The following is a 21,155-nucleotide window of genomic DNA, read 5'->3' on the forward strand; positions in this document are numbered from 1 at the left end:
CCTAAAAATACATGTCCAATTCATGAAGCAGATTATCTATCTTATCGTTGAGCTTGGCCATCCCATATTCCATGTCTGTCTTGCTCATCTTCAGGTCTGCAAGCCTTATGAACTCCCCTTCATACGTATCAACATATCTTGAAACCGTCAGGTTGAAGTCTGTTCCCTTAAGTTCATCTAACCTAACCACATTCGAGAATTTTTCTATGGTTTTTCGGTTATTAAGAACATCTATAATCTTGGATGTAGTGGCATTGTCCAAAATCAGATTGCGCCTCAAAAGTCCGCCTGTTGCATTTCTGGAAGGAACCGTTCCATATTCCTTTGAAAGGTCTATAAATACAATATCACCACTTTGTTTGTTTTTCCTGAATACTATAATCACTTCAGGCCTTACAGACCTTCCAAGCTCTTCGGGAAGTGAAATGATTGCATCTATGTAGTTGTTTTCATAAGTCAGGAACTTTCTCAAAAGGGTCAGTGAATTCTTGAAAAGGAAGTTCTGTGAAAGGGACACCACCATCACCCCATCCCCATCAAGGGAATTAATCATGTTGATTAAAAACAGAAACTCACTGTCTTTGAGACTTTCATATTCACCTGAAAAATGAATCATTTCTCTTTTTTTCAGCTCAACGATGCGGTTTTGCAAAAATTCCAATGCTTCCATTGCTTCCTTGTCATCGCTTATTCTGTCCATATCAACATTTGAAAGCAGCCTTTCATTACTGACATTTTTAGGTGATGGTGCTTCAAGGCTTTGTTTTCTTCTTTTTGATATTGCTGGAAAGCGGGTTGGAATCTTCGATACTATTACATCAAATGTCCTGTCCCTCACAGACATTGAGCTGATAGCATCCTCATTGAAGAAAAATATCCGATTTAAATTTACTTCATGGATGAAAGCCTTTATAACAGAGTAAAAATAACCTATTCCCCGGCTTTCCTTACCAACAATATTTCCAACATGCATATTTTCCGCAAGATTGAAAAGAATTGATGAATCCCCCATGAACGGATCATAAACTGATGAAGCAGACGGCAATTGGGATTCGACAATGGAGGTTATGATGTTTGAGATGTATTCCGGAGTGTTTGGAATATGAATCTGTCTTGAAGATGCAAATGCATCATATACCTGTCTGAATGTGAAACTGTTTTCATCAATGTTCAATTTTGAAATGGTATACATGAAATTACTTACAAAGAGATTCAGCTCATCATCTCTGGTCAATGAAAATGATCCATATTGCTTCTGGAGAATTTCAAATATCCTGTTGAAGTATTTTTCAGACTGATTGCCATCGGAAAATGTAATGTGGTCCTTAAGGATTTTGTAAAATTCAGGTCCCGCAAGGGCTTCAATTATGTTGTTGTCAATATACTGATCCATGAATGCAAAATCGGATTCGATGAAATAGCCCATCTCATCCAGGCACATCTTCCGGAGCTCATATACTCTCTCCAAATTGGAATAAACCCGTCTGATGTCTGTTTCACCTGTTTTTTTAAGCATGAAATTTTTGAGTCTGTCTGACATGAACTTGTATAGAAATCCATATAAAAACAGATAGTTCACGTTTGAAGGCAAATTTCCCCTTCTGGATTTCCTCATCATCCCTGAAAGAATAGCTCGATTATTGGATTTTGTTTTAATCATTTACTTCACGCTCCCAGATTTCATTAAGAACACCTTCTTTCAGATTTCTGTCATATTCAAGCATTTCCAAATCCTTGGAAATCTTTTCGTTTATTGTATCCAACAGCTCGGCGCACATGTCCTGTGTTTTTCTGTCTGGCAATACCAGTTCCAGTTCCTTGATTTGGCCAAGTGAAGTGTGAGGTATTTTTTCTGTACTTCCGAGCTCATACAGCTGTTTTTTTATATGGGCATTAGTTAGAAGATGAGCAATGAATGAGGGATTGTGGTTTTCTGTGAGTCTGATGATGGCTATCCTGTCGCTTACGACAAGGTTCTTTTGGCTAACACAAACAACATCATAAGGATACGGCATCTTCATCAGAATGTCTCCTGGCCTTGTGAAATAGCGAGGCCGTGGCATTTTTAGCCTCATCTTTTCAAAATCATCCAGCACCCCATCTTTTTTGATGGATCTCTGGACAACAACATTATATTCCATTTCATTTTCATCCCGATATCTCCTATATGACATTCCGGAGATTACATCCGCAATGTCTGCGAGTTTTATCCTGTTCATGTTTTGCCTCTAGTTAGTTATGATTGTAAATATTAAAATCAGGTCCCAAAAACCCTTTCTGGAACCAAAGTTGCACCAATTGTCTTCGCCCAAAGGGCAATGTGGTGAGGTACGTTATGATATTCTTCGATGTAGGTGAAAAAGGTTTTCCTTTTCCACAACATATACATTGACTTGAATAGGGTGAGCTGGTCGAAATAAGCATGCTTGCGGTTGAATGATTTTTTCCACACCAAATGTTCCTGACATCGAAGAAGGTACTTGATGTCCCTTCTCAATATATCCATTTTCCTGTATTCCTCAGGAAGAGGTGGATTGGAGAGATTGTAATAATCGTTTTGAAACTGTCTGATTTTCTTGTTCAAAAGCAGTTCCCTATCATAATACGCATTATTCCTGTGCCTTTTTCCTGGTTTGAATCTTCTTTTCATGATATCCTCAAAAAATGGGGTTTATTGGTATAAACCTCCAAGATCATCATATTCTGCATCCTCTGAAATTTCAGAGGCATCCATTTTCTCAGCAGACACCCCACCGATTACACCCACACTTTGAATATTGGATTTCAAAACGGCTGTTGAGGTTATGCCTGAGCCCTGAGGTGAGAGAACAAAAAGGTCAAGAAATGTGTCATCCTCTGAGACAATGAATGCAGGTTCGATTGATTCTGCTGATTTGGTTTGAACCTTAATCAAAATGTGCTTCGCCTCGTTTTCACCTTCGATTCCGATTTCGCGACGGATATTCTCATCAAGGTTTTTTACTTTTTCAGACCAGTTGATTACAATTTGAGAGTTTTTTGCTAATTCATACATAATTATCATATCCTATAATTTTTTTGATGTCCACCTTAAAAGATAAAACATGTGAACAATGATGATATCTTTTTTGGAAATATACATAATATTTCCGTGTACTTTTTGGTAAAAGTACACATCCGCACATATACATATGCTCTCATAATATATAAAGTTATTGTTTTTGTAAAATATTTTTTTTAAAAATACAAAATATTCCTTGTGCAAATAAGAATATATACGATATATTATATAAAATTTATCTTTTTTAAAAAAGTTCAAAAAAATTATTCAGTGAAAAATCATACAATCATTTAAATGCATGTATAAACAAAATTACATCAAGGAAGTTGAAACAATGTTTTTAAAAATGTCAGAAATTCTTTTGGTCAAATCAGAAAAACAAAACAGATTATCCAGAAACATTATATACCGGAACTTCCTTGACATTATAAAAATAATTAGTTAAAGATGAAAAAATGAGTGGAAGAGATATCAGAAATATCTTTGAAATAATGAAGACAGACTTTAAAAACATTAGCAAAAGCCCTATTGCGATGATAGTAATCATTGCAATTATAATTCTGCCTTCACTTTACGCTCTTTTGAATATACAGGCCTGTTGGGACCCTTATGAAAATACAGGAGATATTGACTTTGCAATAGCCAACCTTGATAACGGATCATCCTACGAAGGCCAGAGATTGAATGTAGGCAACGAACTTGTAAAGGAGCTGAAGGACAATGATGACTTTAACTGGGTATTTGTAACCGAAAAGGAACTACGGGACGGAGTTGATTCGGGAAAATATTATGCAGGAATAATAATACCCAAAAATATGAGTGAAAATGTCATCTCAATTACATCAGACAATCCTCATTCAGCCGAACTTCAGTATGTCGTGAACATCAAAGCCAATCCTGTGGCAAATAAGTTGACCGACAGCGGTTCCAAGGCAGTGTATAATACAATGAATGCAAAAATTGTTGAATTCATTAACCTTGCAGCTTACGGCAAGCTTGGAGAATTGCAGTCAGGCCTTGCAGCAGGTGCCGGTGCCATGAGTTCAGGAGCAGGACAGCTGCAAAGCGGTGCTGGTCAGGTATCTGCAGGCGCAAGTGAACTTTCATCAGGAGCCGCAAGCATCAGCAATGGTGCAAACAAACTGAATGACGGAGCAAGTCAGGTAAGTCAGGGCGCACAGGCGATTGACAGTGGTGCAAGCCAAGTGTCAAGCTCTGCAAGTGAAATCAAAACCGGTTCATCACAAGTTCAAAAATCAGCTGCACAGCTTGATTCAGCAGTCGACACATCCCAATTGCCTGACGGACCTGTTAAACAGGTTGTTGAAGGGTCAAAAGGCCTTGCAAATGCAAGTTCCAAATTGGCAGGAGGTTCAAGTGCATTGGCTGACGGTTCTGTCGAACTTGCCAAAAAATCATCCGAACTTGCAAACGGAGCATCCGGTGTTGCAGGAGGTGCAAGTGAACTTGCAAGCGGAACTGACGAACTTGCAAAAGGGGCATTAAGTCTTGCAGCAGGTTCTGAACTTTTATCCAACTCCGCAGCACAGGCATTAATTACAGCAGCCAGCTCCCTTTCAGGAGCGGCAGGGACATTGTCTGAAGTGACCGGAGTAAATGAAAGTATGGTTGGAGACTATTTCTTCTCACCAGTCAAGCTAAACAGAGAGGAAGTCTATCCTGTTGAAAACTACGGATCAAACGTTGCACCATTCTATATTGTCCTTTCAATGTGGGTAGGTGCAGTAATTACCTGCGTTATGATCAGACCGGGAAACAGTTCCGGAACAAAATACTCCCCGTTGGAGATGTATTTCGGAAAACAGTCACTATTCGTGATAATGAGCATACTGCAGTGTATAGTCACACTTACCGGAATATACCTGCTTGGAATTAAAGTGGACAATCCTGCACTCTTCGTATTTTCATGCGTGCTGGTGTCAACAGCATTTATGCTATTGATATACTCCCTAGTATCTTCATTGGGTCAGATCGGAAAGGGAATAGGAGTAATCCTTCTGGTGCTTCAGATATCCGGTACAGGAGGAATTTATCCTATTGAAATTATGGATCCGTTTTTCAAAGTCCTCTACCCGTACCTGCCTATGACCTATGCCATAAACATTATAAGGGAATCACTTCTTGGAGTGGTCTGGGCAAATTACCTTCCAGCATTGATAATACTTGCTGCAATGATTATAGCAACCATCATTGTTTCAGTTATTATCAAGGAAAAGGCAGACGATAAAAGTCACTACATTGAAGAGCGTTTAGAAAAAACTGGAATATTTTAATGAAAGCCTCGGCTTTCATTCTATTTTTTTTTTGAATTACAGAAGAAGCAATGATAATCTTAATCTGAAAACGTTTATCATATAAAAAAAGTAAGAAAAAAAGATTTAAGCTTCAGCTTTTTTATCCTTTTTCTTTTTATCAACAATAACCATCTTTTCATTTTCTTCATCGACTTCCATGACAATCGGATCAGCTTCTAGCGCACCAGGATCCTTTTCAACACATTCATTGATTTTTGACTGAATTGCACCGATGTCTTCAGTATCGATTAAATCAACAATTTCCAGTTGCTGCTGGAAGCGTTCAACACCGTCAAGAGGTACGTTTTCAACGAAAGGAATAGCACCAGTTGCGCCAATGATTTTCTTTTTGTCAGGATCAGCACCGTTTTCATGAAGCGCCTTGAAGCTCTGACCTGTGATGTGGCCCTGTACTTCAGCACCTGCCAAAATCAGAAATCTGATGTTTGGATTTGATATGATGTTTGCAACAACCTTTTCGATTCCTAAGTTTTCTGTTTTACATGGTCCGGCAATTGCAGCTCCACTCAATTCGGCTTCAATGTGAGAAGCGAGAGTTGTAACAGCTACTGGACTTTCCGGGTCTCCTACAATATAGTCCCCACTTATTACTGGCCAACCATCTGCAGGAGCTTTTTTATCAGCCATCTTGATATTCCTCCATATAATTCTATAAAGATGGATATATTTTAAAATGTATTTAAAGGTTTTGTAACTTTTAATGGGTAAGAAGTATTAACCAGATTGACGAATATAGATATATGGATTTAAATACTCAGATTTTCTATTTCATAAACAATGACCTTGCAAATCCTGCATTTAATGCAGTGCTGCCTAATTTTACCCATCTTGGAGGGTTTACATTCATGGGCATTTTCATTGCGGCATTGTTAATCATCACACGTTTTGACATCTTCAGCTCAAAAAGATATTACGGTCTTGTCAAAACAATTGCAGGGGCACTGATTCTGATGGTTATGATAGTGTCCTGCCTAAAGCTGGCATTCCATGCTCCAAGGCCCTTCATGATTCTTGACCATGTGAATCTGCCGGCACCCTTTGGAGGCATGTCCATTGAAGATCCGAACTCATTTCCGTCCGGCCATTCAGCCACTAGCGCTGCTGTTGTATCAGTCATAATCCTCAGGTCAAAAGAGTATTTTAAAAAGTATAATCTGGTCAATGTAATAGCTGTTCTGTTTTTTGTGGTGATTGCATTTTCAAGAATCTATATAGGAATGCACTTCCCGCTAGATGTCTTAACCGGTTCGGTGATAGGGATGGTATGTGGTGTTTTGGCATGGAAGTTTTTAAAAGTATAATTCTGACGGTTTTCCGATGTATTCGAAATCGTCCTTGTTGTCCAGATACTTGACGCCTATGACCTTTCCGTCGGCAAATCTTGTGACAACACTCATTCCGTCATTTACATCAATTACAATGACTTTTGTATTTTCTCCGCTTTCGGCTTCTATTTTTATTATATCATCATTGCGGACAAGTTTTGGCTCTTCGAATTCCGGTCCGATGTCAGTTGAATTCCAATGCTGAGGTACTTTTATACGAATTCCTAAATCATCTAAAACTTCTTTTACATACATAATCTGATCCCCTTCATAATAGAGTAGTTAATATTAATTATCTTTGAAGTATATTTAAATATTTTGTAACTTTATGAGGGTTAAAAGTAGTAAAAAAAAGAATTCCAGAGAAATAAATTCCTAGAAAGTAATTTTAAATGCTGAACCAAGATACTTATAGTCTTCAGCAAATTTAAGGATAACATATCCTCCTCTAATCAGAGGCACGAAATCATGGCTAAAATTATTTCCTAAAAATATACATATAAATAAACTAAATTAAGTTATTTAATTAACAAAATTAACGATTGAATTCCATTTCGCGAATGGCTTCATAGACCCTTTTTGAATTGTTTTTGTCCCGGAACTTAAAGAAATCATTTACACGTTCTTTATAAATGTCTTCCATTTCGCAGCCATTGAGGACATATGATATAATGTCGTTTTTAAGCTCTTCGTGAGTGTGTGCAACAGGACCGAATCCCATTGTCTCATAATCAAAGTATCCGGACTCAACATCGAAATGATAATCATTGCCGTACTGATAATAGATGAGCGGCTTTTCGATGTATGCGAAATCGAAAAATACGCTGGAATAATCTGTAATCAAAAGTGAAGAGTGGTTGAAAATTTCGGAATAATCATCTTCAATGAATTCCACATCACTGTTTCTGTCAAACAGGTGGATGAACTTGTAGATGTTCGGATGGGGCTTGAACACCATCTTATATCCCTGGGAATTCAGGAAGTCTATAAGCTCAGTATCGTTGAGGAGATTATTGAATGCATGGAAGAATGTGGTTTTTGAGAAGTTCTCATCGCTCAGGTTTGTATAGTGCCTCCTCCATGTCGGCATTACTACTATTTCCTTTTCATCTTCCAGTTTTTCCAGCTTGTCAAACCTTGGAAAACCTAAAACCTCTATGGAATCCTTAGGATATCCATAGTCATTATCAATGAATGACTGGCGTTCCTTGTCTGAAACTGTCACAATCATGTCAAGGTTCTTGTCGTACTTGTTGAGCCATGATGATGTGTCATCTTTGGTAACTCCGTGCTGAAGGAATACTGTCTTTGACTTTACAAGACCTGAAAGGAACGGGAAATTTCCCCAGAACGGATATATTATGTTATTGTCGGGATTTGATGAAATTATCACTTCTGCAAATAGTGCATAGAGTCTGTGGCGAATGGATCTGTAGGGAATGTCAAATCCTATATCCGCAACCTTCTGGTATTCGCTGCTAGGGTTTCCAAGTCCCAAAAGTCTTCTGATTTTAAACATTTTTGAACTTGAACGGTACTTGTTTGCCATTATCTCTACATCCTGCACTTCATAGTCATGCTTTGAGATTGCAAAATACTTGTTTATATCCTTGTCGTTTGCCTCAACCGCATATTTGAAAAGCTGGAATGCATTGTCATCAGCGCGGTACGGCAGGTCCATGAAAATCCATATGTGCCGGTCCTTGTATGCAGGATAGAAGAAGAAATATAAAAATCTTAAAAGCACACCTGTTCTCCAGCCCTCCTCACGTTTTGTTAGAATTCTTCTCATTGTCCTTATCTCATTTTTGAAGATGATTGAAGTTTTTCTTGGAAGAATCATGATATGATTGTCCATGTCCTGAACAATGTATCTGTCGGAAAGCATGTACTTTGACACCTTGGAAAGCCTTGATATGTGTGAGTATTCGGGAATAAGCTTGTGATGATCTATTTTGAACTCTATTTTCATGTTCTCCTCAATCGGAATGGATACCTCAAAGTTATGGTTGAAACCGTAGTTGAAATTGAGGGAAAAATTATCCCTTTGAGGAAAGCTTATGAGAGTTACGGGCATTGTCCTTGAGTCATTTATTCTCACCTGAATGTTCGGCTCCATAGTGAAAGTTGTGAAGTATCCCATAATGTATAACCTGTCGTTTTCGATTTGGCAGATGTCTATGTTGATTTTATCCAAATCAAGCTCCTCTATGTGTGTGCACTTGTCGTTTCCAACGTCATTTTTATCTGAAAGGTATCTGACGTCATACTTTTTCAAAAGCAGGATGTGAGTTTTTAATATTCCCGGAATTGACTTCTGGAAAATGATTACATCAGTGTCTATGAATGAAAGTATCTTAATCAGTTTGGCATAAAGCACCATGACTTCCTCGCTGTTTAGAAGATGGCTGACATGCCTGATTTCAAAAATCCACTGCAGATCATACATGAGCACATGCTGGATGAATTTCGGAACTTCGGCGCGCTTTTTAAGAGCACAGTCAAGAAGCTTTAAAAAGTAGTTGTCAACCCTTGAGGTGAAATAGGACTTGTTGTTTGTTGAGTTGCCTATTAAAGATTTCTGGTTAATGTGCTTTCTGTAATAGTATGCGCAGCCGTCAAGAAATCCGATGTTTGGATTGTCCAGAAGCATCTGGTTTATCAAAAGGGGATCTTCTGAAACCCTCAAATCCTCGTTGAAACTGTAGTTTTTCAATGCTGAAAATCTGAAAAAAGATGATGCTCCCGAAAGCTGGATGTACTCCGGATTTTCATCCAGATTGATTACCTGAGTTTGATCGTATTTGTAATTTAGGGAATGACCTCCCCTTCGTGCGCCAAAGTAATAGATTGGCATGGAAACGATGTCGATTTCATCATGCTTTTTAAACAGGTTCAGTGCCTGGTTGAATGCATATTCAGTTATGAAATCATCACTGTCAAGGAAATTGACGAATTCTGCCTGTACATGACCGAGACCACGGTTTCTTGAATATGCAGGACCATGGTTTTCTGTGTTGCTTAAAACAAAAATGTTTTCAGGATATTTATTCTGATAATAATGGGCAATATCTGGCGTATGGTCATTGCTTGCATCATCGATTATGATAATCTGGATGTTTCTTTTAAAATCAAGGCTTTGGTTGATTATTGACTCAATAGCTACTGAAAGATAGTTTTCACTATTGTATGCAGTCATCACAACACAAAATTTAAACGCCAAATTTTCGCCTCCTATAACTTATATGTTAGTATTACATATTATATAAATCAATAGCATTTTGAATTATAAATGAAATAAAGAACTTTAATCGAGTTATATTGTAAAAAAAATAAAAATGGGCAAGAAAAATTATACACATTCTTAACATAATTACAAAAAAAGTACAATTTAAAAGTATTTTGTGCACTTCAAATTAAAATTGGCAAAATCATAATCTGATATCATGAGGGTAGGAAATGAAAATATTTCCTAACATCCTATCTGATACAGTTCAAAGCCATACTTCCTGATTTTTTTATCATATATGTTTCTTCCATCAAAAATTATGGACTGATTAAGTTTTTCTGAAAGATACTGCCAGTCAGGTGTTCTGAATTCCTTCCATTCGGTTATCAGAATAAGTGCATCCGCCTTTTCAACAGCATCATACCTGTTTTGCGTGAAAGTGATTTGCGAAAGACATTCATCTGGAATTGCCCTTTTGAACTCTTCGGTTGCCTGAGAATCATAGGCCTGAATTTTGGCACCTCTTTTTATCAGCTCCTCTGCAACAACCAGTGAAGTCGCCTCCCTCACATCGTCGGTTCCTGGCTTGAATGCAAGTCCCCAGATGGCAAATGTCCTGCCTGAGAGGTCTTCTCCGAATCTTTTTGTGACCTTGTCAACCAGAACAAGTTTCTGCCTTTTGTTTACAAGCTCCACATGGGAGAGTATTTCCGGTTCGTATCCGTGTGTCTGTGCTGTATTGATTAAAGCCTGCACATCCTTTGGAAAGCAGCTTCCCCCATATCCGCATCCTGCATATATGAAATGATATCCTATCCTTTTGTCAGACCCTATTCCCATCCTTACCTTTTGAACGTCAGCACCTGTGACCTCGCAAATGTTTGCTATTTCGTTCATGAATGAAATTTTGGTTGCAAGCATTGCGTTTGCAACGTATTTTGTCATCTCAGATGATTTGACATCCATCAAAACAAATCTGTCCCTGTTGATTACAAAGGGAGAGTAAAGTTCCTTTAAAGTGTCGAAGACTTCTTCCTTTTCGGCCCCAAGCACTATCCGATCTGGACTCATGCAATCTTCAATTGCCCGTCCTTCCTTTAAAAATTCGGGATTGGATGCAATTTCTATGTGCACATCTGAATTTTTCTCTTTCAGAATTTTGTTGATGTGGTCCTTTACCTTGAATCCTGTGCCTATTGGAACTGTTGACTTGATGACAACAAGTGAATCCTTTGTGATGTTGTTTGCAATGTCTGAAGCTGCTGAAAAGATATATTCCAAATTTGCGCTTCCATCTTCAGCCATAGGAGTTCCGACAGCTATAAAAACAATGTCAGTATTGTCGAGAGCTTCCTGGATATCTGTTGTGAAAATCAGATCTCCCTTTTCCTGGCCGTTTATGACCATTGTGCCCAGATGGGGTTCGAAAATTGGAAGGATTCCCTTTTTAAGTCCTTCGATTTTTGCCTCGTCAATGTCTACGCAGTACACTCTGTTTCCCATTTTGGAAAAGCATGCGCCTGTTACAAGTCCAACATAACCTGTTCCGATAACAGTAATATTCATAATAATCACAAAATAATTTAATAATACTTAATATTAGGTTTTGAAGATATTTAAAGGTATTAAATTTTACAGAGAAAAAAGATTAAATATTATAAGATAGCTGCAAAAAGTTTTGATTTAACATTTTATAAGATTTTATTAAATTCTTTTTTAAAATTTAAAGCAATATTGCAAAATAAAAACAGTATTAAATAAAATAAATGAAAAAAATAAGTTAAGATAATTTAGTCATTTGCTAAATTATCAAAGTATCCTTGAATAAATACAACAGGTGTTCCCTTATCTCCGGAACCGCTTGTCAAATCGCATAATGATCCGATTAAATCAGTTAATCTTCTTGGAGTGGTTCCTTCGGTAATCATCTGACCGGTCAGATCCTTGTCCTTGTTTTTGATTTCATCCTTGATTGCCTCTTTAAGCTCATCGCCTTTCAAATCGGCAAACTTGTTGTCTGAAACGTATTTCAGTTTGATTTCATTAGGTGTTCCGACAAGTCCGTCAGTGTGTGCAGGTGAAACCACAGGGTCTGCAAGCTCCCAGATTTTTCCAACAGGATCCTTGAATGCGCCGTCACCGTAAACCATTACTTCAATCTGTTTTCCTGTGATGTCAATAAGCCTTTTTTGAACTTCACGAACAAGTTTGTCTCCTGTTTTCGGGAAGAGTTTCAATTTCTCTTCGGTTGCCTTGTTTGAACCTAAAAGTCCGTAGTCAGGATTGTATCCTGAATCGCCAACAGGTTCGGCCAATACCTGATGCATTCCGTAGACGTTTGCGCCCAAATCCTTTAAAAGCTTTGTGGACTTTTCTCTTGTGTGGATGTCACAGGTGAGGACATCATTTGTGTAATCAAGAATTGTTTTGATGTCATTTGAAAATACAAATTCCACTTCACAGTCTTCGCTTTCAATCAGTTCACGGTAGAATTCGACCATGTTGATTCCGGTGAACGGATGAATCCATGAGCCGAAGGTTTCCTTATATTCCTCTTCTGAAATCACGCTTGCAAGATTGAACTCGCTTTCATCAAGTATTCTTTCATCAAGAATTCCGTTTCCAACCTCATCTGACGGAAAAGAAGTTAAAAGAGTAATCTTATCCATTCCTCTTGCAATACCTTTAAGCACAATGGAGAATCTGTTTCTGCTTAAAATCGGATTTACAACTCCGATGCTTTTGGACGGGAACTTGTTCTGCAAGTCTTCAGCCACATCATCAACGGTTACATAGTTACCTTCTGAAATTCCGACAACAGCTTCAGTTATTGCGACAACGTCCTTGTCTTTAAATTCAAATCCTTCAGCTTCCTTTGCAGCCATCAGGGAATCAACCACAATAGTTGCCAAATCATCATTTTCCTTAATAATTGGTGTTCTTATACCACGCACAACTGTGCCAACACATCTCATATTCGATACTCCTCAAATAAAAATGAAAATCTTTTTGAATAATCTTCAAAAAAACCTATTATCTTTATATTTTTCAACATATATAAAAGTTAAGATTAACATACATCCTTAAAAATTCTGTCGGAAAACTCATTGCCAGCAGTCCACCTCACCTTCCGCTAATCCAACTGTTTTTGCCTTGAATTCAGGATTCTTTCCCTCTTTTTTCTGACGTTCATAATCCTTCAGACAGTCAAGGGCAAATTTACCTAAAAGCACACATACAGGAAGGTTAATGAGAGTCATTCCTCCCATAGTGATGTCCGCCATTGCCCATGCGGCATCCATAGGTATGATAGCACCTACAAAAACGATTACTGTTGCGCAAATGTAGAATATGTTCATGAACCTTTTTGAAGGTTTTCTCTTTCGGTTCAAATAAATCAGCGCATTGTCAACATAATAGAGATTTCCGATAAGTGTTGTGAATGCAAAAAGAACCATTGCAACAGTGATGAATATCGGACCGATTGAGCCGAAAACGCTTGCGATTGCATTCTGCACATATGGAGCTCCTGAAACTGAAACGTCCCTTACAACGCCTGTTGAAAGACACATTAATGCTGTTGCAGTACACAAAAGCAAAGTGTCAATATATACTGACAGTGTCTGTACAAGCCCCTGTTTTGCAGGGTGTGTTACGTTTGCTGATGCTGATGCGTTAGGTGCTGAACCTACACCCGCCTCATTTGAAAATAGCCCCCTCTTGATTCCTAAAACCAGACATGATCCTACACCTGCTCCAAGGATTGCCTGGAAATTGAATGCATCCTGGAATATTAGGACAAACATTCCAGGTATGTTCTGGAAGTTTACAAGAATTACAATAAGAGCCACGATCACATAGGATATTCCCATAAACGGAACGACAGTACCTGTAATTTTAACTATTCTTTTGCCCCCTCCAAGCAGGCAGTATCCTGTGAGAATTGCAAGAATTGCGCCTATGATAACCGGTGTTGTGGCATTATAGAATGAATAATCCATGAATGTTGACTGGAGGTTGTATGAACACAAAAGGTTGAACCCTACAGCATATGTGGCAATCAGGAATATTGAAAATAATGCGGCAAGCTTCGGCATGTTCAGACCCTGCTCGATATAATGAGCCGGACCTCCAAAGAAATTGCCATCGGAGTCCTTTCTTTTATAAATCTGGGCAAGAGTACTTTCAATGAATGCTGATGAAGCCCCTATTATACACAAAAGCCACATCCAGAAGCATGCTCCAGGTCCACCGATACACAATGCAGTTGACACACCGATTATGTTTCCTGTTCCAACCCGTGAAGCGGTTGATACAAGCATAGCCTGAAGCGATGATACCGAATCGTCATCTGAAGGCTCCAAAAGAAGTCGTACTGATTCCGGAAAAAGTCTGATTTGCACTCCCCTGGTTCGGGCAGTGAAATACAACCCCGCCACCACCATGACTATGATTAAAATAGGAAAGTACATGACATCGTCAATCTGATTTAAAATATTAACTATATCCAACATAATTCTACCTTTAAAATTAATTGTTCATTTATAAGCAGTATTATCAATATTTTTTGAAAAATGTTTAATTTCACAGATTTAAAGTATAAAAATTAATTAAAATGAACACATAGAATAAATATTTGTCATTCATAGTATAATAATGTATAGAAAATGTTTAAAAAAAAAAGAGTAAAAAAATATTGCCCAAAAAGCAATACTTATTGAATATATTTTGCCAGATCATCAGCTTTATCGGTTTGCTCCCATGGAAGTGAATCAATTCCGAAGTGGCCGTATTTGGCAGTCTGTTTGTAACGTGTGTCCCTTAACTTTAAGGTTTCTATTATTCCGTCAGGAGTCAGCTTGAAGTTTTCACGTACAATCTCTTCAAAAGACTTATCACCTATATCAGCACCGGTTCCGAAGGTATCTACCATAACGGAAGTAGGTTCAGCCACACCGATAGCATATGACAGCTGTATTTCACATTTTTCAGCAAGCCCGCTTGCAACTATGTTTTTAGCAATGTATCTTGCCATATAACATGCACTTCTGTCCACTTTGGTGCAGTCTTTTCCGGAAAATGCTCCGCCACCGTGCCTTGCATATCCACCATAGGTATCAACGATGATTTTACGTCCGGTAAGACCAGCGTCCCCATGAGGTCCTCCGATTTCGAATTTGCCAGTTGGGTTGATGTGCTCTTTGGTGTTTTCTGTCATCAGTCCTTCGGGAATGACGGCCTTGAAGAGTTTTTCTCTGATGTCTTCTTTCAGTTTTTCCTGATTGTCTGAAACGCTTTCATCATGCTGGGTTGACAGTACGACTGCATCGAGTGAAAGGACATTTCCATCCTCATCATAATTGACTGATACCTGCGCTTTTCCATCAGGTCTGAGATATGGGATTTCTCCAGATTCCCTAAGTTCAGTCAATTTGTTTGTGAGTTTTCTTGCAAGGTCAATTGGAAACGGCATAAGTGATTCGGTTTCATTGGTTGCAAAACCGAACATCATACCCTGATCTCCTGCTCCGGTTTCCTCATCTCCCCTGTCAACACCTTGGTTGATGTCCTGGGATTGTGCATGGAGCCTGTTTACCACTTCACATTTGTGACCGTCGAATTTCAGGTCAGGGTTATCATATCCAATTTCAATGATTGTGTCCCTTATGATTTTTTCAATGTCATCATCTTCCAAAACAGCATCAGATGTGATTTCCCCAAATACCATACAGAAATCAGTTGTCACACAGGTTTCGCATGCAACGTGTGAATTTGGATCCTGTTCCATGTAAGCGTCCAATATTGCATCTGAAATGATGTCTGCAACTTTGTCAGGGTGTCCCTGGGTTACTGACTCAGATGTAAATGTTCTATAAACTTCACTCATTTTTTCACCAAAATATGTTTAACTGAATGTATTTATGTAAATCATTTAATAAAAGAATTTCGGAAATGATTTAAATGTTATAACTTTTTTGCCCAATAGAAAAAAAAATAATATCTGAATGGAAATTAAATCAGACATTCGCTAGACTGTCAGCCTGTCTATTGTCCTGACAAGGTCCCGTGCGGTGAGGGTCTTGTTGTATTGCGTGTCGCTTTGGGCGGTTTCAAAAAGAATTGTGTTGTGATTTTTTTGGGAAATCGGTATTGTCACCCATTCCGGCGAAGTTCCTCCATTGATTAAAAACACAGGATAGCTTAAGTTATTCCCGATTTCTGCCGCATACTCCTTTTCAACATCTGAATTGTTGTCAAGGATTCCGACATATCTCTGGTCTTCCCAGTAGCTTTCCATCTCATGAACGTCAACTACAACGTACGGATCATACTTCTCGATATCCGGAAGGACATACCTGTTTGCCAGAAGCTCACCCATATGCCTGTTTGTATCGTAGTCACTGGTGTTCATTCCGCTGTCCTTGAAATTGAGCTTTATGAAGTAAACGATGAATTTTCTGTTGAGAGCGTTGTCCTTGGTGAAATTCATTATCGATTCGTTTGTTGCGTTGTGGATTCCGCTTTCAAGACTGTGAACCCCCAATATCACGATTGCAGTATCTGAAGAAGAGTTGTTTCCACATACAATTTTGTACACAGTACCGTTGGAATTGTTTCCGATAACTGTCGTAAATTCATCAAGTGCGGAGTTATTATCTTGTGTTAAAGTTGATATCACGGCAAAGACAAGAAGAAAAATTAGAATAGCAAATAAAATCTTTACAGTTTTATTCATCGTATGTAATGTATATCGGCCACAGCATATAAAAGTTAAATATAACATACATGAAAAATTGACTGATTTTGAAAACCTTAAAAATTGCAGTTAATCATCATGCTGTAAACTCTTACAGAATAATAAAAAAAAGTAAAATTATTGCACATAGGAATAAGGTATGCCTCCTGTGCATGTCGGTATTATGTGAATCTTTTCGACAGTGCCGTTTTTGCCGTTGACTTTTTCAATTGAGTAGGGTTCAACTACAGGATTGTTCAAAACATCCATAATACCTTTGAGTGTATCTGACATATTCATATTACGAAACCTCCAATAATTTTTTCATAAAAGTTATTTCATAGTCTGTAAAACCTTATTTAAAATATTTCCGACTGCAAGTGCTTGCTTGCATAATACTGCTCACTTATTGAGTTTTATTTTGAAAAATAATCTCAAAAAGTTATTTTCAAATATCCAATCGACAAAAACATTCATTAATGTTGAAGTCAATAACTATTGATTAAATAAATATTACAACTATGAGTAAATTTAAAATGAAAATTACAGTTGCAGGAGTAGGATATGTGGGGCTTTCCCTTGCTGTTCTGCTCGCTCAAAACCATGAAGTTACAGCAATTACAACAACCCCGTCAAAAGCGAAAATGCTGAATGAATTCATAAGCCCTATCCAGGATGATGAGATAGAAAGATTTTTTAAAGAAGCAAGAGACGGCGAAAGAAAACTGAACCTTCACACAACAACAGATAAGGAATCTGCATACAGGAGTGGCGAGCTTGTAATCATTGCCACACCGACAAACTACGATGATGTCAACCATTTCTTTGACACATCAGCGGTTGAGGATGCAATCGAGTGGACACTTAAGGTCAATCCGGATGTCCTTATGGTCATAAAATCAACAATACCTGTGGGATATACCGAATCCGTGCGGGAAAAGTACGGAATTAAAAATATAATATTCAGCCCGGAGTTCCTTCGTGAATCAAAGGCGCTTTACGACAATCTCCATCCAAGCAGGATTGTTGTGGGATGCGATGATGACCAGAAAGCTGAAGGGCAGATGTTTGCAGACCTTCTTCTCGAAGGTGCAAGACTGGAGGAGAAAAGAGCGGGTTTAGCCGAACAGGACATTCCGATTTTACTTGCGCATTTAACAGAAGCGGAAGCAATAAAGCTTTTTGCAAATACATATCTTGCAGTGAGGGTGAGCTACTTCAACGAGCTTGACACCTATGCCCAGACCAAAGGCCTTGACACACAGATGATTATTGACGGAGTGTGCATGGATCCTCGCATAGGCAGGCACTACAACAACCCGTCATTCGGATACGGAGGATACTGTCTTCCAAAGGATACAAAACAGCTGCTTGCAAACTACAAGGATGTGCCACAGACCATGATAAAGGCCGTTGTCGACTCCAATTCCGTTAGAAAGGAATTCATTGCAGATGAAATCATTGCCAGAGAACCTAAAACAGTTGGTGTTTACCGCCTTACCATGAAAAGCAGCAGCGACAATTTCCGTGCCTCTGCAATACAGGATGTCATGAAACGCATTAAAGCGGAAGGAATTCCAATAATCATATATGAGCCTACACTTGATGACGGAAGCGAATTTTTCAAATCTGAAGTTGTAAATGACATTGACCGCTTTAAAAGTGAAAGTGATGTGATTCTGGCAAACCGTTTTGATTCAGACATCCTTGGAGATGTTTCAGATAAAGTTTATACCAGAGATCTTTTCAGAAGAGACTGATTTTTTAAAAAAAAAAGTGTTTTTGAAGCACTTCTATTTTTCTTTTTTTATTTTGCAAATTCGCCAAAAAATTCAACAGGCATTTACTTCAAAAAACACCCAATTATTTAACTACATTTTAGTTTAAATATAAAAATAATTTATTCATAAAGTGAGTTAATGATAGCAATATGCTGAAAAAGAGTAAAATGTAAAAGAAATGTATATGAAAAAAAATAAAAAAAGATTTTGATTTAAATGAATGTTTTCATATAACCAATCAAATCGTTTTTAAACTCATCATCATCCAGTGCAAACTCGATTGATGATTTGAGCCATTCTCGTCGGTTTTCGATGTTGAAGACCTTACCTTCGTATTTGACGCCATAGATGTCATCAAGCTTTGAGATTGCATCTGTAAGCTGGATTTCGTCATTGAAGCCGGGTTCTGTTTCTTCAATCTTATCGAAAATGTCAGGTGTCAGGACATATCTTCCAGTTATTGCGAGGTTTGTCGGTGACTGACCTATTTCAGGCTTTTCAATGAGATTGTTGATTTTATAAATGTTTTCATCGATTTCAGTTCCGCTGACGATACCGTACTTGTTGACATGCTCGTTTGGAACTTCCCGAATTGAAATTGTTGACTTTTGATATTTGTCAAATACTTCCAGCAGTTTTTTGGTGCATAGCGGACCTTTAGTGATTGAATCACCCAATAAAACAACGAAAGGTTCTGATCCCACATGCCTTTTTGCAGACATGATCGCATCCCCCAGGCCTTTCATGTCCTTTTGCCTTACATAGCATATGTCTGCAAGGTCTGTGATTTTTCTGACTTTTTTAAGATCACGGTCCTTTCCTGCTTTCTGCAGAGTATATTCTAGTTCATATGATTTGTCAAAATAATCTTCAATTGATCTTTTGTTTCTGCCCGTTATGACAATAATGTCATCAACTCCTGACTGAAGAGCCTCTTCAATAACATAATGGATTGTCGGCTTGTCATAGACAGGCAGCATTTCTTTTGGTTGTGCTTTAGTGGCAGGTAGTAATCTTGTACCTAAACCTGCTGCCGGAATAATAGCTTTCATAATTCACCTACTTTAAATAGAATCTGTTTTTGTTTGGCATTAAGAGATTTGACCAGATGTATGTAAGGACATCCTCCATATCCGAACTGTTGAGCTCACGCTCCACACTGTCCAAATCCAATGTCTTTTCATCATTTTCGTAAATAAACAGGTCCTTGTCATAATGGGACATCTTTTCAATGTCCTCCTGCGACCATTCATGGACGGAATGGGGAATCCAGAATGAATCTTGTCTTATTAACTTTAAGGGAGCACCGCCATAGGTAGTATTTGAAGGGATGGTTTTGTTTGAAACGACCGAACCCGCTCCGATGATGGAACCCGAACCTATTCTGGAACCCTTGAAAATCATTGCATTCTGGCCGAACCATACATGGTCTCCTGCATATATGCTTCGGGCATAGTTCATTCGCTCCTTTGAATTTTTATTGTATATCGGATGGCCGTCGGAGACCCTGAAGACAACATTATATGAAATCAGGCAATCATCGCCCAAAACTATGTTTTTTGACTCTGACAAAACGAATATTGTTTTTCCGTTGAAAAAATTGTTCTTTCCTATATAGCATACATTGTCGTTGTGAAGTGATATATTGACAGAATAGTCATGGATGCTACTTGAAAGGTACAATATGGAATTGTCCAGGTTGAAATCTATTCTTGAGTTCCACAGATGGACATTTTCCTCACATATCAGGATGTTGTTTTTTCCCCTGAAATTGATTTGTGAGTTTGTAAGCTTTGGAAGTTCGCCTTGAAATTCATTGTCTTTAAGTTCAAGGAGTTCATTCGGATTTGTAATCTGCAAGTTTTTCACCTTAATTTAATTTACTTTCAGAAATTATTTAAATTTAACCTATACGGGGTATTATTAAATGGAAATGCATCCGGTTGTGTTGATGCACTATACAATTTTCTTATTCGGGAAATGTTTTTTTAAGTGGAGATTAAAATATTTTGTCCTTATCACTCCTGAAAAGGCAATATCTTTATTAACTCAAAACTAATAAAAACTCATTTAATAATGCAGTCAATCTGATTAAAATAATCCTCATCATAAAAAGTTTCAGTAATTGTATTTTCAGGAACTTCATTTATCCATTTATTTTCAATAGCAATTTTTTTAGTGGCTTTTCTTAAAAACCATTCATATTCAATATCAAGATGTCCGATATCCAATGCATAATATCCTTCTTCAGCTAAATCATAAGATAGAACTGTTGCAGTGGGGCCAAGAGCTATTAAAAATAATATCCCAGGGTTTCTGACAATCTGTTAACACGTTTAATAAAATCCACTCGGGAACACTTTCACCATCACTGTGAACACCACAGACAACATCAAGATCATCAAAAGCAATATGATGGTATAATGTCTCACATGCATCATCCATGAAATAATCATCAGGATCTAAAAACATTACAAATTCTTTTGTTGCATGGGTCAGACCCACATTTCGAGGTTTTCCTGCATAACCACTATTTTCATCTAAAAAAAATGCCTTTACATTTTCATATTTATCAGCATATTCTTTAATGATTTCCGGACAACTATCAGTTGAATTATCATCAATGAAAATAATTTCCAAATTTTCAAAACCGATTGTTTGAGTTAATAAAGAATTAAAAGCTCTTTTAATATACTTTTCAACATTAT

At 37.8% G+C, this 21,155-nt stretch carries 20 protein-coding genes; 3 read left to right on the top strand and 17 right to left on the bottom strand.

What is annotated here, in order from left to right:
- Nucleotide 1 precedes the first annotated feature (1 nt).
- From Q0P94_RS03140 to Q0P94_RS03155, 4 genes are read right to left on the bottom strand one after another with little or no spacing between them, the layout of a single operon-like run.
- On the bottom strand, nucleotides 2–1,660 hold the full coding sequence (locus tag Q0P94_RS03140) for an N-6 DNA methylase (protein WP_295113713.1): 1,659 nt from the start codon (nucleotides 1,658–1,660) through the stop codon (nucleotides 2–4).
- Nucleotides 1,653–2,219, bottom strand: coding sequence for a restriction endonuclease subunit S (locus tag Q0P94_RS03145; protein WP_295113715.1), 567 nt, complete (start codon nucleotides 2,217–2,219; stop codon nucleotides 1,653–1,655). Before Q0P94_RS03145 ends, Q0P94_RS03140 begins: the two co-directional genes overlap by 8 nt.
- Nucleotides 2,220–2,257: 38 nt before the next feature.
- Nucleotides 2,258–2,650 carry a hypothetical protein gene (locus Q0P94_RS03150; protein WP_295113716.1) on the bottom strand — a complete coding sequence of 131 codons (393 nt, stop codon included), beginning with the start codon at nucleotides 2,648–2,650 and terminating at the stop codon, nucleotides 2,258–2,260.
- Nucleotides 2,651–2,671: 21 nt separating this feature from the next.
- Complete coding sequence (locus tag Q0P94_RS03155) at nucleotides 2,672–3,034, bottom strand: hypothetical protein (RefSeq protein WP_295113718.1); 363 nt, start codon at nucleotides 3,032–3,034, stop codon at nucleotides 2,672–2,674.
- A 461-nt stretch (nucleotides 3,035–3,495) separates the two neighbouring features.
- Here Q0P94_RS03155 and Q0P94_RS03160 point away from each other — a divergent pair, with 461 nt between their 5' ends.
- Entirely contained in the window at nucleotides 3,496–5,334 is a 1,839-nt protein-coding gene (locus Q0P94_RS03160; protein WP_295113720.1) for a YhgE/Pip domain-containing protein, read from the top strand.
- A gap of 105 nt (nucleotides 5,335–5,439) precedes the next feature.
- On the opposite strand, the gene mtrA is transcribed toward Q0P94_RS03160, so the two are convergent.
- Entirely contained in the window at nucleotides 5,440–6,003 is a 564-nt protein-coding gene (mtrA, locus tag Q0P94_RS03165) for a tetrahydromethanopterin S-methyltransferase subunit A (RefSeq protein ID WP_295113722.1), read from the bottom strand.
- A gap of 113 nt (nucleotides 6,004–6,116) precedes the next feature.
- On the opposite strand from mtrA, the gene Q0P94_RS03170 reads away from it, so the two are divergent.
- Nucleotides 6,117–6,677 (top strand): phosphatase PAP2 family protein, encoded by a 561-nt coding sequence (locus tag Q0P94_RS03170; protein WP_295113724.1) that lies wholly within the window; start codon nucleotides 6,117–6,119, stop codon nucleotides 6,675–6,677.
- Here Q0P94_RS03170 and Q0P94_RS03175 read toward each other — a convergent pair.
- From Q0P94_RS03175 to Q0P94_RS03210, 8 genes are all read right to left on the bottom strand, one after another.
- Complete coding sequence (locus Q0P94_RS03175) at nucleotides 6,666–6,956, bottom strand: hypothetical protein (RefSeq protein WP_295113726.1); 291 nt, start codon at nucleotides 6,954–6,956, stop codon at nucleotides 6,666–6,668. The two genes, Q0P94_RS03170 and Q0P94_RS03175, sit on opposite strands and share 12 nt — an antisense overlap.
- Nucleotides 6,957–7,236: 280 nt before the next feature.
- Nucleotides 7,237–9,924 carry a CDP-glycerol glycerophosphotransferase family protein gene (locus Q0P94_RS03180; protein WP_295113728.1) on the bottom strand — a complete coding sequence of 896 codons (2,688 nt, stop codon included), beginning with the start codon at nucleotides 9,922–9,924 and terminating at the stop codon, nucleotides 7,237–7,239.
- A gap of 249 nt (nucleotides 9,925–10,173) precedes the next feature.
- Complete coding sequence (locus Q0P94_RS03185) at nucleotides 10,174–11,496, bottom strand: UDP-glucose/GDP-mannose dehydrogenase family protein (RefSeq protein WP_295113730.1); 1,323 nt, start codon at nucleotides 11,494–11,496, stop codon at nucleotides 10,174–10,176.
- Nucleotides 11,497–11,720: 224 nt separating this feature from the next.
- A complete protein-coding gene (locus tag Q0P94_RS03190) occupies nucleotides 11,721–12,905 on the bottom strand; it encodes a coenzyme F420-0:L-glutamate ligase (RefSeq protein WP_295113732.1) in 1,185 nt (394 codons plus the stop codon).
- A gap of 129 nt (nucleotides 12,906–13,034) precedes the next feature.
- Nucleotides 13,035–14,444: a sodium:alanine symporter family protein gene (locus Q0P94_RS03195; protein ID WP_295113734.1), complete on the bottom strand. Its 1,410-nt coding sequence runs from the start codon at nucleotides 14,442–14,444 to the stop codon at nucleotides 13,035–13,037.
- Nucleotides 14,445–14,644: 200 nt separating this feature from the next.
- Entirely contained in the window at nucleotides 14,645–15,817 is a 1,173-nt protein-coding gene (gene metK / locus Q0P94_RS03200) for a methionine adenosyltransferase (RefSeq protein WP_295113737.1), read from the bottom strand.
- A gap of 141 nt (nucleotides 15,818–15,958) precedes the next feature.
- Complete coding sequence (locus Q0P94_RS03205; RefSeq protein ID WP_295113739.1) at nucleotides 15,959–16,714, bottom strand: hypothetical protein; 756 nt, start codon at nucleotides 16,712–16,714, stop codon at nucleotides 15,959–15,961.
- Between the two features lie 90 nt (nucleotides 16,715–16,804).
- Nucleotides 16,805–16,966 (bottom strand): hypothetical protein, encoded by a 162-nt coding sequence (locus tag Q0P94_RS03210; protein WP_295113741.1) that lies wholly within the window; start codon nucleotides 16,964–16,966, stop codon nucleotides 16,805–16,807.
- Between the two features lie 236 nt (nucleotides 16,967–17,202).
- Between Q0P94_RS03210 and Q0P94_RS03215 the strand changes: the two genes are divergently transcribed.
- Nucleotides 17,203–18,426 (top strand): nucleotide sugar dehydrogenase, encoded by a 1,224-nt coding sequence (locus Q0P94_RS03215; RefSeq protein ID WP_295113748.1) that lies wholly within the window; start codon nucleotides 17,203–17,205, stop codon nucleotides 18,424–18,426.
- Nucleotides 18,427–18,659: 233 nt separating this feature from the next.
- Here Q0P94_RS03215 and galU read toward each other — a convergent pair whose 3' ends face one another.
- The 4 genes from galU to Q0P94_RS03235 form a co-directional block, all read right to left on the bottom strand.
- Complete coding sequence (gene galU / locus Q0P94_RS03220) at nucleotides 18,660–19,499, bottom strand: UTP--glucose-1-phosphate uridylyltransferase GalU (protein WP_295113743.1); 840 nt, start codon at nucleotides 19,497–19,499, stop codon at nucleotides 18,660–18,662.
- A gap of 7 nt (nucleotides 19,500–19,506) precedes the next feature.
- Complete coding sequence (locus Q0P94_RS03225; RefSeq protein WP_295113744.1) at nucleotides 19,507–20,307, bottom strand: acyltransferase; 801 nt, start codon at nucleotides 20,305–20,307, stop codon at nucleotides 19,507–19,509.
- A gap of 206 nt (nucleotides 20,308–20,513) precedes the next feature.
- Nucleotides 20,514–20,771 (bottom strand): GT-D fold domain-containing glycosyltransferase, encoded by a 258-nt coding sequence (locus Q0P94_RS03230; protein WP_367270196.1) that lies wholly within the window; start codon nucleotides 20,769–20,771, stop codon nucleotides 20,514–20,516.
- Nucleotides 20,704–21,155: glycosyltransferase family 2 protein (locus Q0P94_RS03235; RefSeq protein ID WP_295113746.1), on the bottom strand; the 452-nt coding region annotated here is incomplete at its 5' end. The genes Q0P94_RS03235 and Q0P94_RS03230, both read right to left, overlap by 68 nt.

This window comes from uncultured Methanobrevibacter sp. (genome assembly GCF_946184425.1).
GTDB lineage: Archaea > Methanobacteriota > Methanobacteria > Methanobacteriales > Methanobacteriaceae > Methanocatella.

What these genes read in the sequence shown, in the direction of transcription:
- Q0P94_RS03140 (WP_295113713.1), bottom strand. Translation starts at nt 1,660, where the DNA reads ATGATTAAAACAAAATCCAATAATCGAGCTATTCTTTCAGGGATGATG.
- Q0P94_RS03145 (WP_295113715.1), bottom strand. Translation starts at nt 2,219, where the DNA reads ATGAACAGGATAAAACTCGCAGACATTGCGGATGTAATCTCCGGAATG.
- Q0P94_RS03150 (WP_295113716.1), bottom strand. Translation starts at nt 2,650, where the DNA reads ATGAAAAGAAGATTCAAACCAGGAAAAAGGCACAGGAATAATGCGTAT.
- Q0P94_RS03155 (WP_295113718.1), bottom strand. Translation starts at nt 3,034, where the DNA reads ATGTATGAATTAGCAAAAAACTCTCAAATTGTAATCAACTGGTCTGAA.
- Q0P94_RS03160 (WP_295113720.1), top strand. Translation starts at nt 3,496, where the DNA reads ATGAGTGGAAGAGATATCAGAAATATCTTTGAAATAATGAAGACAGAC.
- mtrA (WP_295113722.1), bottom strand. Translation starts at nt 6,003, where the DNA reads ATGGCTGATAAAAAAGCTCCTGCAGATGGTTGGCCAGTAATAAGTGGG.
- Q0P94_RS03170 (WP_295113724.1), top strand. Translation starts at nt 6,117, where the DNA reads ATGGATTTAAATACTCAGATTTTCTATTTCATAAACAATGACCTTGCA.
- Q0P94_RS03175 (WP_295113726.1), bottom strand. Translation starts at nt 6,956, where the DNA reads ATGTATGTAAAAGAAGTTTTAGATGATTTAGGAATTCGTATAAAAGTA.
- Q0P94_RS03185 (WP_295113730.1), bottom strand. Translation starts at nt 11,496, where the DNA reads ATGAATATTACTGTTATCGGAACAGGTTATGTTGGACTTGTAACAGGC.
- Q0P94_RS03190 (WP_295113732.1), bottom strand. Translation starts at nt 12,905, where the DNA reads ATGAGATGTGTTGGCACAGTTGTGCGTGGTATAAGAACACCAATTATT.
- Q0P94_RS03195 (WP_295113734.1), bottom strand. Translation starts at nt 14,444, where the DNA reads ATGTTGGATATAGTTAATATTTTAAATCAGATTGACGATGTCATGTAC.
- metK (WP_295113737.1), bottom strand. Translation starts at nt 15,817, where the DNA reads ATGAGTGAAGTTTATAGAACATTTACATCTGAGTCAGTAACCCAGGGA.
- Q0P94_RS03205 (WP_295113739.1), bottom strand. Translation starts at nt 16,714, where the DNA reads ATGTTATATTTAACTTTTATATGCTGTGGCCGATATACATTACATACG.
- Q0P94_RS03210 (WP_295113741.1), bottom strand. Translation starts at nt 16,966, where the DNA reads ATGAATATGTCAGATACACTCAAAGGTATTATGGATGTTTTGAACAAT.
- Q0P94_RS03215 (WP_295113748.1), top strand. Translation starts at nt 17,203, where the DNA reads ATGAAAATTACAGTTGCAGGAGTAGGATATGTGGGGCTTTCCCTTGCT.
- galU (WP_295113743.1), bottom strand. Translation starts at nt 19,499, where the DNA reads ATGAAAGCTATTATTCCGGCAGCAGGTTTAGGTACAAGATTACTACCT.